The organism is Crossiella sp. SN42, assembly GCF_023897065.1.
In the GTDB taxonomy this organism is placed as follows: Bacteria; Actinomycetota; Actinomycetes; order Mycobacteriales; family Pseudonocardiaceae; genus Crossiella.
Map to the genome: position 1 here is coordinate 1 of NZ_JAMHIV010000043.1, position 11902 is coordinate 11902.

General features: G+C 73.8%; 13 protein-coding genes. 5 read left to right on the top strand and 8 right to left on the bottom strand.

Annotation, left to right across the window (positions count from 1 at the left end):
- The 5 genes from M8C13_RS38215 to M8C13_RS38235 form a co-directional block, all read right to left on the bottom strand.
- Window positions 1-1372, bottom strand: a 1372-nt coding sequence (locus M8C13_RS38215) for a tetratricopeptide repeat protein (RefSeq protein ID WP_252485693.1), incomplete at its 3' end; no start/stop codon positions are given.
- Window positions 1369-2304, bottom strand: a complete 936-nt coding sequence (locus tag M8C13_RS38220) for a hypothetical protein (protein ID WP_252485694.1) — start codon at window positions 2302-2304, stop codon at window positions 1369-1371. The genes M8C13_RS38215 and M8C13_RS38220, both read right to left, overlap by 4 nt.
- On the bottom strand, window positions 2301-3548 hold the full coding sequence (locus tag M8C13_RS38225; protein ID WP_252485695.1) for a hypothetical protein: 1248 nt from the start codon (window positions 3546-3548) through the stop codon (window positions 2301-2303). The genes M8C13_RS38220 and M8C13_RS38225 overlap by 4 nt, the downstream gene beginning before the upstream one ends.
- A gap of 63 nt (window positions 3549-3611) precedes the next feature.
- Window positions 3612-4088 carry a hypothetical protein gene (locus M8C13_RS38230; RefSeq protein ID WP_252485696.1) on the bottom strand — a complete coding sequence of 159 codons (477 nt, stop codon included), beginning with the start codon at window positions 4086-4088 and terminating at the stop codon, window positions 3612-3614.
- 217 nt (window positions 4089-4305) lie between these two features.
- Window positions 4306-4629: a hypothetical protein gene (locus M8C13_RS38235; RefSeq protein ID WP_252485697.1), complete on the bottom strand. Its 324-nt coding sequence runs from the start codon at window positions 4627-4629 to the stop codon at window positions 4306-4308.
- 207 nt (window positions 4630-4836) lie between these two features.
- Between M8C13_RS38235 and M8C13_RS38240 the strand changes: the two genes are divergently transcribed.
- The 4 genes from M8C13_RS38240 to M8C13_RS38255 all read left to right on the top strand — a co-directional run bounded on the left by M8C13_RS38240 (window position 4837) and on the right by M8C13_RS38255 (window position 8562).
- Window positions 4837-6015: a PA2928 family protein gene (locus tag M8C13_RS38240; RefSeq protein ID WP_252485698.1), complete on the top strand. Its 1179-nt coding sequence runs from the start codon at window positions 4837-4839 to the stop codon at window positions 6013-6015.
- Window positions 6016-6032: 17 nt separating this feature from the next.
- Complete coding sequence (locus tag M8C13_RS38245; protein WP_252485699.1) at window positions 6033-6809, top strand: hypothetical protein; 777 nt, start codon at window positions 6033-6035, stop codon at window positions 6807-6809.
- Entirely contained in the window at window positions 6806-7240 is a 435-nt protein-coding gene (locus tag M8C13_RS38250; protein WP_252485700.1) for a hypothetical protein, read from the top strand. Before M8C13_RS38245 ends, M8C13_RS38250 begins: the two co-directional genes overlap by 4 nt.
- A gap of 170 nt (window positions 7241-7410) precedes the next feature.
- Window positions 7411-8562 carry a helix-turn-helix domain-containing protein gene (locus tag M8C13_RS38255; protein ID WP_252485701.1) on the top strand — a complete coding sequence of 384 codons (1152 nt, stop codon included), beginning with the start codon at window positions 7411-7413 and terminating at the stop codon, window positions 8560-8562.
- 15 nt (window positions 8563-8577) lie between these two features.
- Here the strand turns inward: M8C13_RS38255 and M8C13_RS38260 are convergent, their stop codons facing one another.
- The 3 genes from M8C13_RS38260 to M8C13_RS38270 are packed head-to-tail and all read right to left on the bottom strand — an operon-like array spanning window position 8578 to window position 11221.
- Window positions 8578-9183, bottom strand: a complete 606-nt coding sequence (locus tag M8C13_RS38260; protein WP_252485702.1) for a DNA-binding response regulator — start codon at window positions 9181-9183, stop codon at window positions 8578-8580.
- Window positions 9180-10271 (bottom strand): sensor histidine kinase, encoded by a 1092-nt coding sequence (locus M8C13_RS38265; protein WP_252485703.1) that lies wholly within the window; start codon window positions 10269-10271, stop codon window positions 9180-9182. Before M8C13_RS38265 ends, M8C13_RS38260 begins: the two co-directional genes overlap by 4 nt.
- Window positions 10268-11221 carry a hypothetical protein gene (locus M8C13_RS38270; RefSeq protein WP_252485704.1) on the bottom strand — a complete coding sequence of 318 codons (954 nt, stop codon included), beginning with the start codon at window positions 11219-11221 and terminating at the stop codon, window positions 10268-10270. The genes M8C13_RS38265 and M8C13_RS38270 overlap by 4 nt, the downstream gene beginning before the upstream one ends.
- A 141-nt stretch (window positions 11222-11362) precedes the next feature.
- Between M8C13_RS38270 and M8C13_RS38275 the strand changes: the two genes are divergently transcribed.
- Window positions 11363-11791: an SRPBCC family protein gene (locus M8C13_RS38275; RefSeq protein WP_252485705.1), complete on the top strand. Its 429-nt coding sequence runs from the start codon at window positions 11363-11365 to the stop codon at window positions 11789-11791.
- Window positions 11792-11902: the final 111 nt, after the last annotated feature.

The window sequence follows — 11902 nt, forward strand, 5'->3', positions numbered from 1 at the left end:
CTTCGGCGGCGAGGGCCGCGGGGAGCGCGAGGTCCAGGGCGCGAGCGGCGTGGTTGGCGGGGTTGGGGGCGCGGTCGGCGAGGGGCGCGGCGGGCGGGGGTTGTGCGGTGCGGTCGGCGTGGCTGGCGGAGGGTGCGGGGTCCGCGGCGGGGGCTGCGGGCGGGGCGGGGTTCGGCGGGTGGGGGGCTTGGGCGTGTTTGGCGCGGCGGAGCAGGGCGTCCGCGTGCCACCAGGCCAAGTTCAGCGCCAGGTGCCACAGGCCGTGTTCCGCGCAGGCCGCGCGGGCCTCGGCGAAGCTCTCGTCGGCCCGGTCGAACTCCGCCATCGCCTCACAAGCGCTGCCGCGCACCGACAACACCCCGATCCGCACCCGGGGCGAGTCCGTGGGCACCTCCGCCAGCAGCCGCACCGCCTCCGCCGGGCGGCCCAGCGTCACCTGCGCCGCCGCCTGGCCGAACGCGCTGGCGATCCGGTGCCACGGGTCGGTGCCCAGGCCGGCGGCCGCGGTGTAGTGCGACAGGGCCTCCTCGTCCCGGCCTGCCAGGTGGGCGAGGCGGCCCAGGCTGTTCAGCGCGATGGCCTCGCCGTCGGACTCGCCGAGGGCGGCGAACAGTTCGCGGGCCAGGTGCTGGTGTTCGGCCGCTGTTGCCGGGTCGCCGGTGCCGTCGGCGATCTCGGCCAGAGCCAGGTGGATGTTCGGGATCAGTTGGGGGGCGGCGGTTTCCGCCAGGGTTTGGGCGGTGGCGGCGTCGGTGGCGGCCTCGGCGAACTCGCCGGCGGCGGCCAGCACGGAGGCGCGGATGGTGTGCAGTGCGGCCAGTCCGCCTTCCTGGGGGAGCGGGAACCAGGTGCTGGCCTCGATGGCGGCGTCCAGGAGTTGCCGGGCTTCGGCGAAGCGGGCGTGGTGGCGCAGGACGTGCGCGTACTCGTGGCACCAGGTCAGCAGGTGGCCGAGGACCTGTTGGGCCAGTTCGTCTTCCGGGGCCAGGTCCAGTGCGCGGCGCAGGTCCGGCAGTGCGGACCGCCAGTCGCCGGTGTTGACCACGGTCTGCGCGCGGACGGCGAACAGGGTGGCGCGCAGGGACTCCGTGCCGAACTCGTCGCCGACCAGGGCCTCGCACTCGTGGGTCAGCTCGATCGCGGTGTTGACCAGCTCCAGTGCCGGTTCGCCGTCGGTGAGGCTGGCCAGGTTGATCAAGGTCTGGGCGCGGCGGGCCAGGGCTTCGGGGTCGCCGGGCGCGGCGAGGGTGAGGGCGTGCGCCTCGTGCATCAGCCGGGCGGCGCCCGCCACATCACCCTCGGCGAAGCGGTGCGCGCCCTCGTTGTGCAGCTGCTTCCACCGTTGCCAGGCCGGGCCTGCGGGAGTGGTCACGCACCGCTCCACAGCAGCCGGGCGGTGCGTTCGGTGAGCGTGGCGGCGGGATCGTCCAGGCGGGTCCTGGCATGGGCGATCAGCGCGGCGCGGCGGTCGGCGGCAGCCGGGTCCGGTGGCGCGGGCTCGGCGAAGCCGGGCGCGTAGACGGTGAGCACGCGCTGGTCGGCCGGGAGCAGGAGCGCGTTGGCGGGCAACGGGATCGAGCCGGTCAGCGCACCGGCCGGGGTCGGTTCCAGGGGCAGGTCGATGGGGCCGAACTGGGCGGCCAAGCGGGGTGGGACTCCGCCGGGAGCGGGCCGGGCGGTGACCTCCAGGAGGGTTTTTCCGTTGCGGCGCAAGATGAACCAGGTCGCCTCGGCGGCGGCGTCGACCGCGCCAGCGGGGACCATCGACCAGTCGACAAGTGCCGAACCTTGTTGCATCACAACGCCATCTGGGCGAGTGTCGGCACCGGCGGCGAGGGCGAAACCCTCGCGGGTCAGTGCGGCGGTCGGCGTGGGCGGGGTGACGCCGAAGTCCTCGGCGAGCTCGGCCAGCTCCTCGGCGAGGACGAGCGCTTCGGCGTGCCCGGACAGCGCGGCCAGGGGCAGCGGAAGCAGTGCGGACAGGGCGCGTTCGGTGGCTTGCTCGTCGTCCAGGAGGTGGCTGACCGCGGCGGTGGCCACCGCGTGCTCGGCGGCCAGCAGGGCGGGGTGCAGCGGCGGCACCCCGGCCACGGTTGAGGCGGGCCACCAGGATTGGGCCCAGTTCAGGCGGGCCAGGCGGTGCACCGCGGCGAGCACGGCCGGATCTTCGGTCAGCTCCCACAGCCAGGCGGCGGCGCGCTGCTGCTCGTGCACCTCGGTGACCGGGCCGGGTTCGCCGAGCACGTCCCAGCGCACCAGCGCGCCCGCGGCCTCGACCAGCGCGGTCTGTTCGGGATGGGTCATGCCGCACCGGCTTCCCGGCTCAGCGCCGAGCGCAGGTGGTCGCGCTGGTCCATGATCACCGAGCGCAGCACGCCGTCCAGCAGGTCCCACACCTGCCCCGCGGTGAGCTGCCCGGCCCGCAGCTCCCGGCCGTGCAGGCGCACCCACAACCGGCGCAGGTAGGCCTGGCGCACGCCGTGCACGCCCGCGCGCAGCCGGTCCGGCACCCGCGCGCCGGGCAGGCGCAGCACCCGGCGCACATAGGCCTCGCGCCGCCAGCGGGCGCGCAGCCGGGTCGCCGCGCCGGGCGGGACCGGATCGTCGTTGTCCAGGCCAGTGGTGGCGTCGCGGCCCAGCACCAGCGTCACCCGGCTGACCTCCTCGGCCAGCTGCCAGGGCTGGGCGCAGCGGTGGATCTCCTGGCGCACCAAGGCGGGCACCCCGGCCATCGACTCGCGGTGGAACCCGCTGGTGAAGGCGGCGAAGAGGCGTTCCAGCACCGAGCGGTCCCACGGTTTGGGCAGCTGCCGCTTGGACGCGCCGTCACCCAGCGCGGGCCGGGCCGGGCGTTCCTGGTCGGTCAGCCCGTAGCCGAGGGCGATCCCCGGCCGGTCCGCCTCGGCCGACTCGTGGGTGCCGGTGCGGCCGGTGACCAGCGCGGCGAACAGGTTCTCGTCGGGGGTCTCGGGGCAGGTGGCCAGGAAGTCGGCGGGCCGGGCCGCCGGTGCGGTGGATTCCCTTGGCGCGGGCCAGGTCTGGGCGAGCAGCTCGGTCAGTTCGGCGGCGTGCGCGCGGACGAACTCGCGCAGCTCGGCCACGGTCGGCCTGCCGCCGGGGGAGTGCAGCTCGACGATGGTGTCCGCGGCGATCCGCTCGGCCTCCGGGCGTCCGGTGGGGTCGCCGTGTTCGATGGCCAGCTCGAAGCAGCGCTGGAAGTACAGGTCCTGCGGGTTGCCCTCGGTGATCCCGGCCCGCCGCCGCGTCTTCTTCAGCAGGGTGAACCAGGAGGCCGTCGCGGCCAGCGCGGGACCGGCCTCGGTGATCACCCGGCGCAGCTCCGCGGCGTGCTCGGCGAGCACCGAGCCACCGGCGAACCGCGGGTTGCGCACCGGGCGCAGCACCAGCGGGTCCAGGATCAGCTTCTCCGTGCGCGCCAACGGCCGCCCCGCGCCGTTGCTCAGCGCCGCGACCGCGGACCCCAGCTCCGCCCAGCACTGGGCCAGCAGCTGCCCTCTCGGCACCGCCGTCGCGGTCGCACTCCCCATGCCCCTGAGCCTAAGGCGTGTGCTGCCCGCGATCGGGATCGCGGGCAGCACGCCACCGGCTTGTTACGAGGTGGGCTGGCAGGCCTTGGCGCGCGCCGCGGCCAACTTCAGCTCGTGCGACTCCAGCTTGAGCGGACGCAGCGGGTCGACGGCCTCACTGGTGTGGTCCTGCGCCGCATGCATCGCCTTGAGCGCGGCGTCCTGCCCGCCGCCGGCGTCCAGCTTCTTCTTGCCCTCCGCCGCTGCGTCCCTGGCCGCGGCGAACTTGTCCACGAAGGTCTTCTTCGCCGCGTCACCGTCCGGGACCGGCGAGGCCGCCAGCGCGTTCAGCTCGCCGACCGTCTTGCCTGCCAGCTCGGCGAGCCTGCCGAGCTCACCGCTCAACCACTTCTTGGTCACCGTGACGCCGGACTTCTCCTTGCTCCGGTGCTCGTTGTTGGCGAGCCGGTAGCCGTGCACCGCGCCGCACATCCCGTCGAACCAGGCGACCGCCTTGGCATCCGGCGCGGCAGGAGCCGCGGTCGTCGGACTGACGGTCACCGTGGTGGTGGACGGCGTCGGTGCGGGCGGCGCTTCCCCAGTACAAGCCGCTGTCCCGAACAATGCCCCCAGTACGCAAATCCCCAGAATTTTTGCGTTCATCGTTCCCCTCATGGCGTGAACACGCTCCGGGGCGGCCGCCGGTTGCCTTGGTTCCACCGGCAGATTTGGGCGGGCCACCCCGGATGACCGAGGCGGCCCCACCGCAACTGGCTGATCAGCAGGAGCGCAGCTCGGAGACCTTGGGCCTCGGCGGCACGGCGGCCGCGCCACGGGTCTCGGTGAACTCGTGGCCGCGCGGGACCGAGATGCAGCCGCCGTCGGCTGCCCAGGCCCAGATCATCCGCACCCGCTGGGTGCCGGTGCAGGTGTTGGTCGCCTTCGCGTGGGCGGTGTTGCCGGTGCGCCACTGCTTCAAGGTGACGCAGGACGGCGCGGTGCCCTCGATCCCGGCCTCCGCCGCCTGCGCGGGCGCGGCCATCAGGACCCCGCCCGTGACCGCCATCAGTGCCACTGCCACGGCGCTCGCTGTCTTACGCATGCAATCCCCTTCCCAGCCGCCGGACTCCAGGTGGGCCGGCGAGAGCAAACCTGGCAGGGGGCGGGTCCGCGCGCCCGGTCGTAGCAGGTCAGGACCGCCTGAACTGCTGATCATGCCTACCCGGTCGGGTGAACGCCGGGCCGAAAGTTGTGATCGGTAGGCGCGGGTCCCGCCAGAGGCTTCTCCCATGTCGAGAGGAGCAGCCCGATGAAGGACCCCAGCCAGACCGGTTACGTGTGGGCGGAGCCCGGACCCTACGAGGTGCGCCGCAAGCCCCGCGGCCAGCTGCGGGTGCAGTTGCCGCGGGTAGTGGTGGCGGCGCCGCTGGCGTTCGTGTTGTTCATGGTCTTCGGCTTCTCCTACCTGGTCTCCCCGGAGCCGGACGTGACCTTGAAGCCGGGCGCGGGTTTCGCCACCGTGCGCGGCGCCGAGGTGGCCCTGGTGCCCTACCAGCGTTCCGGCAAGCGGGGCCTGGTCCAGATGATCACCCAGGACATGTTCCAGGCGCGGCTGGCCGCGGTGGAGCTGGCCACCGGACGCGCGCTGTGGGACGTGCAGCTCGCCGACCGGCTGAGCTGGCCGGTCCGGGTGCTCGCCGCCGGGGAACGGATGGCCTACGTCAGCACGGACGAGGGCCTGGTGATCCTGGATCTTGGCAGTGGCAAGATCGAGGTTCGCGGCGGCCTGGTCCCCGGGCTGTCCCGGCCGGTGCACTCGCGGTCCGCCTACGGCTACGACCGGCGGCACCGGGCACTGGTGGCCATGGACGCCGACGGCGGCCTGCGCACCATCGCGCTGGATGCCGCCACCGCGACCCCCGCCGCACCGGAGGTGGCCGCGGCCTGGGCGGGCAAGCTCAGCGCGCAGCGATCCAGCACCAGTGCCACCGCCGCGTCGGCCACCGAAGCCCTGCTGCCCGGCCGGGAGACCGTGCAGCTGCGCGCTCGCGGGGCCGCACCCGGCCGCACCCTGGTGCGCCGCAGCCCCGACGGCCGCACCGGAGCGGTCGGCGAGACCGTCTTCCACGAGGCCCAGCTGCCGCTCACCCCGCCGCCCGGCGAGGCCGAGCCGGAGGGCTTCCCCACCGGGCCCCGCCCCGACGCCGCCGCGGGCGGGCCAGCCGGATTTGTGGTGGTGCACCACAACAAGGACGTCAACGCCAGGGACCGCGCGCTGAGCGTGGTGTCCCTGGAGACCGGCCAGGTCACCGCGACCCTGCCGGTGGGCACCGGCCAGGCCCGCGCGCTGACCAGCCCAGAGCACCGCACCCTGCTCTACGTCCGCGCCGGCGACCACGACACCGGCGAAGGGCTGCTCGTGGTCGGCCTGGACGGCCGGATCACCGTGGCCGAGTTCGGCCGCCTCGACTTCTTCGGCAACCCCTGAACCGGAAGGACATTCCCATGAAGATCATCGCCTGGCTCGTCACCCTCGTCGGCCTGGTCGTCACCGCGCTCTACCTGCACACCGGCCTCACCGGCACCGGCCCGGTGCCCTGGCTCAACGGCTTCCTGGCCGGACCGATCTGCGCGATTTTTGTCGCTCCCATGCTCTTCCGGATCGCCAAGCTGATGGAGAACTCCGGCTTCGGCGGCAAGGTCCCGGCCGCCTTCCAGGGCGCGCCGATCGGCATGGGCACGGTGATCTCGGTGTCCCGCACCGGGTTGTCCGTCAACGACCAGCCGCAGCTGCTGATCACCATGGACGTGGACACCTTGCAGGGCAACACTTTCCGCGCCGAGGCCAAGCAGCTGGTGGACCTCACCGACATCGCCGCGGTGCAGCCCGGCCGCCTGCTGCCGGTGCGCTACCTGCCCGGCACCGGCCGGGTGGCGCTGGCCACCGACGCGCCGCCGCAGGAGCTCCAGCACGCGCTCGACCAGATCCGCCTGGCCAAGGGGCTGATCACGCCGCGGCAGCTGCTGATCTCCCAGCAGGGCGTGGAAAGCCGGGCCGTGGTGCTGAGCATGTCGCCCACCGGCGAGCTGCGCGGCGACCGCGCGGTGGTCGCGCTGCGGCTGCGGGTGACCCGGCCCGGCGGCAGCACCTTCGACCTGGACCAGGAGAAGGCGCTGGAGCCGAGCCTGGTGGCGCAGGTGCAGCCCGGCGCGGTGGTGCGGGTGCGCTACCTCGCCCAGGACGAGTCCGAGGTGGTCATCCTCGCCGCCCTCCAGTCATGAAGCGGGCACTGGCGGTGCTGGTCGTGCTCACCGCGGTGGTGCTGGTCTTCCGCGGCTGCGACCACCACCTCCAGGGCTTGGGGGCCACCGTGCACGCGTACTTCCGCGCGGTGGGCGCGGGCGATCCGCCGGCGGCCTGCCGGGTGCTCACCGGAGCCGCGCTGGCCAAGCTCCAGGACCGGCTGAACGCGCGCGGCTGCGAGAAAGCGGTGGCGCGGCTGGCCGCCGGGCTCACCGAGGAGCAGCGCGCGATCCTCCGGGCGCGGGTGGCGGTGCTGGAGTACCGGTCGGCGATCCTGCCCGACTTCAGCTCCCGCATCGAGGTCACCATGGACCGCAACCCGTTGCGGCAGGAGCTGTTCGTGCTGGCCGAGGTCGACGGACGCGAGCAGATCGTGGACTGGGGCTGGGATGTCCGGCGGCTCTCCTGACCGCGCCGACCACGATCACGTCGGCGTCCGCACGGGGTCCGGCCACCGACGCGCGCTGTTACGCTCGCGTGACCACAGGTGACCAGTCGCGGCCGGGGCGGAGGCAGGTTCGTCCGTCCGAACGCCGCAGATCCCGTTGTGCGCTCGCCGCAACGACTTTCGGAGGTGCCGTGCCTGCCGGGATGACCGAGGCGGTGCTGCGGGCGCTGGCCACGATCGCCGCCGACGACCGGGTGGTGGCCAGGGTGACCGCGGCCGCGCGCACCCATTCCCCCGAGGTGGCCCGGCTGCCGGAGGAGGAGAACCGGCGGCACATCGCCACCCTGCTCGCCGAGGGCATCGCGCACCTGGAGCGCGGCGACCCGCACGAGGAGGGGGAGTTCAGCGCGGCGCAGGCGCTGGGCGCGGACCGCGCCGCGCAGGGCGTGTCCATCGGCGGCCTGCTGCGCGGGGTGCACGCCGGTCGCACCGAGCTGATCAGGGCGAGCGTGGAGCTGGCCCGCGGCATCGGCGCCGACGACGGGACCATCCTGGACTTCGTGGTGGACCTGGACCACTACATCGGCGCGGTGGAGCGCAACATCATCAGCGGCTACCACACCGCCGAGTTGCAGTTGTCCCGCACCGCGCGCGACCTGAACACCCAGGTGCTGCGGCGGTTGCTGGTGCCGGACGGCGACTTCCCCGACCCGGCCGAGCTGGACCGGGCCGGGCTGCGGCCTGCCGAGCGCTACCACTGCGTGGTCTCCGATGTCACCGATCCCAGCCGTGCCAGGGCATTGGAACAGCGCCTGCTCGCCTTCGGCGGCGTCTACGGACTGGTCGAGGGACGGCTGGCCGGGCTGGCCCAGCAGCCGCCGTCCTGGCCGGCCGACGACGGACCGCTGCTGGTGGCCGCGCCCGCCACCGCGCTGACCGCGCTGCGCGAGGTCTACCCGATGTGCGTGCGGGCACTGGGGGTCGCGAGCGGGGGCGGGGGCGTGCGGCTGCTCACCGACCTGGCCGCGGAGACCGCGCTGGCCGCCTACCCGGTGCTGGCGCGGACCCTGGCCGAGGGGCTGCTGCGGCCGCTGGACCCGCAGAGCACCTTCCACCAGGAGATCGCCGCGACCGCGTTGTGCTACCTGGACCACGGCCGCAGGCTGACCGCCACGGCCGCCGCCCTGCACATCCACGCCAACACCGTGCGCTACCGGCTGGACCGGCTGGCCGAGCTGACCGATCTCGACCTCAGCGAGGCCCCGCCCGCTGGGCGCTCACACGTGCTCACCACGGTGCACACGTGGTGGGCGCTGCGCACCTGGCTCGCCGAGAGCGGCTGAGGCGGTTCGCCCGGCTCAGATCCACCCCGCGTCCCTGGCGATCCGGATGGCGTCGATGCGGTTGCGCGCCCCGACCTTGCTGATCGCGTTGGACAGGTAGTTGCGCACCGTGGCCGGGGACAGCGACAGGGTGCGGCCGATCTCCTCGGTGGAGTCGCCGCTGACCGCGGTGCGCAGCACCTCGGTCTCGCGCGCGGTCAGCGGGCTGGCCCCGGTTTCCAGCGCGGCGGCCACCAGGTCCGGATCCAGCACCCGCTCGCCCCGGTGCACCCGGCGGATTCCGTCGGCCAGGTGCTGGGCCGGTGCGTCCTTGACGATGAACCCGCGCACCCCGGCGGTCAAGGCGCGCAACAGGTTTCCCGGCTGGCTCAGGCCGGTGAGGATGAGCGTGCGGCACTCCGGCAGCTCGCGGTGCAGCAGTTCGGCCGCGCTCAGGCCGTCCATGCCGGGCAGGTCGATGTCCAGCACCGCCACGTCCGGGCTCGATTCCCTTGCCGCGGCGAGGATTCCGTCTCCCCGGTCCAGCTGGGCGACCACGGTGAAGTCGGCCTCCATGGTCAGCAGCGCGGCCAGCGCGCCCCGGATGAGGTGCATGTCCTCGGCGATCAGGATGCGGATCACGGGGCCTCCACGGGTAGTTCGAGCACGAGCCGGTACTCGCCGTCCCGGCACTGCGTGTGCAACCGCCCGCCGTGGGCGCGGGCGCGCTGGCGCAGTCCGGTGAGGCCGTTGCCGTCCGGGCCGGGAGAGTCCGCGCCGTCGTTGACCACTTCAAGGCGGCCGGGGCGGACGGTGATGGTCGCGGCGGTGGCGTGGCTGTGCCGCACCAGGTTGGTGACCGCCTCGCGCAGGGTCCAGGCCAGCACCTCCTCGTGCTCGGCCGGCGCCAGCACGTCGAGATGCGGCCGGATGCCCGCCGCGCGCAACAGCGACTCGGCCGCGGCCAGTTCCCCGGCGAAGGTCGGCGTGTGCTCGCCCTGGCTGATCTCGCGCAGGCTGCGCAGCGCGGCGCCGGCCACCTCCGCCATCCCGGCCACCTCGGCCCGCGCGGCAGGCGGATCGGTGGTGAGCAGGCGCAGCGCCAGGTCGCCCTTGAGCGAGAACGCGGACAGGCTCTGCCCCAACAGGTCGTGCAGGTCCCGGGAGATGCGCAGCCGCTCCCGGTTGACCGCCAGCTCGGCCAGCTCGCGGCGGTTGGCGGCCAGCTGGTCCATGATCCGCACCACCCTGGCGCCGCCGTAGAGGGTCAGCGAGATGCCGACCGCGGTGGCCACCCCCTGCACCGACTGGAACAGCGCCAGCGGCTTGCCGACGCTGAGCGCGTAGTAGACCCACCAGCCGAGCCCGCCCAGCACCACGAGCGCGAACCAGGCCAGCGCGGCCCGTCTGCGCAGCACCATCAGCGCGGAGGCGGCCACCGCCTGGTTCACGTTGAGCCCCCAGGTCCAGGTGAACCACAGCTGCGGCACCGCGACCAGCACCACCAGCAGCGCGAAGGTCCACTTCCCGTGCTTGGGGGTCTCGCCGCGCATCACGGCCAGGCTGTGCCGCAGTTGCAGGGCCAGGATCGCCGCGCCGAAGAGCAGGCCGGTGCCCGCGCCCTGCGGCGGTTCGTGCCGGGCGCCGAAGGTGACGAACAGCGGGCCGACGGAGAGCAGCACGACGTGCACCACGATCACCAGCACTCGCAGGTAGCGGACCGGGATCATCCGGTCACCGCCAGCGAACCGTTGGCGCGCACGGTGATCACGCACTCCGCGACCGGCGGCCCGGCCAGCACCGCGGCCAGCTCCGCGCGCAGCCGGACCAGCTCCGCCTCCGCCGGTTCGGGCAGCGGGTCCTCGGGCAGCTCCAGCCTGGCCGGGATGCCGGCCGCGGCCAGCAGCGCGACCGCGGTGTCCAGCTCCGCGCGCAGCGGGCCGCGCCGGTACCGGCTGACCAGCCGCCTGGCCCCGGCCAGCGACTGCCGGGACACCCCGGCCAGCTCGCGGATGCGCACCGCCGCGCCAGGGGTGTCCGCGCCGATGAGCCGGGTGGCCGCGGCCGCGCCCTCGGCCAGCCGGGCCAGCGGCGCGCCCAGCGACGCGGTGATCTCCGCGCCCGCCCTGGCCCGCTCGGCCAGCACCGCCTCGGCGGCCAGCTCCGCGTGGCTGTCCCGCAGCCGGACCACCGCGACCAGCAGCCAGGTCAGCACCGCCGCGCCGAGCCCGATCATCGGGCCGCCGAGACCGAAGAACAGCACGTGGTCCGGGCGGCCCATGGCCAGCGGCAGCAGCACCAGCGACGCGGCCAGCAATGCGGCGGCCAGTAGCGACCACGGCGGCCGGAGCACCACCAGCACCAGGGTGATCAGCAGGTAGTAGGAGGTCAGCCAGTCCAGCCCGATCACCGCGGTCGCGCCGAGCACCACCAGCGCGACCCAGCCGAGCAGCAGCCCGGCGTGCCGGGGCCGCCGCCCGCCGGTGGCGGCGTAGAGCAGCACGCAGGCAGGCGGCAGGAACAGCAGGGTGGCCACCGCAGCCTGCCCGGTGTGGCCCGGTTCGACCGGCGTCAGCTCCAGGCGCACCAGGGACATCAGCGGGATGTGCGCCAGGAACGCGACCAGCCCGATCCGGGCGGCGAGCAGCCAGCGCGGTGGCACGTCGAGGGAGTCCGGCACGGGTGCACGGTAAACGACCGGCGCGGTTCACAGCCGCCGATCGTGCCCGCCGGAACTTGTCAGTGACCAGATGCGGATGTCACAAGGCTCCGGTGACTTCGCGATCTGCCCGGTCCGGTCCGGAGTGGACAGGCTGTGGCCATGGCTGAAACCACAACGGAAACCCGGATCGAGATCAACCGTGTGCTGCCCGGCACCAGGGCGCGCATCTACCAGGCGTGGACCGACGTCGAGCTGTTCGTGCAGTGGTACGGCACCGACCCCGAGCGCACCACCCTGGACGCCCGGCCCGGCGGCAAGTGGCGCGGCGTGCTGGTCTACGAGGGTCAGGAGATGACTTTCTCCGGCGAGTTCGTCGAGCTGGTCCCGGACAGCCGGGTGGTGCTGACCTTGACCGACCAGGCGGACGGCTCCGGCCCGCACGCGCTGATCACGGTCGCGCTGACCGAGGTCGAGGGCGGCACGAACGTGCGGTTCACCCAGGTCGGGCCGCTGCCGGAGGAGTACCTGGAGGCGACCACCGCCGGCTGGCAGGGCTACCTGGACGAGCTGGAAAAGGTGACCGGCTGAGTGTGGGGGAGGGGCGGGGGTGGTCTGGACCACCCCCGCTTCCGCACGCTTAGGCGAGGCTAACCTATGCTGCGAACGTCGGGTCAGGGCCGCCGCCCTGGTAACTGGGGA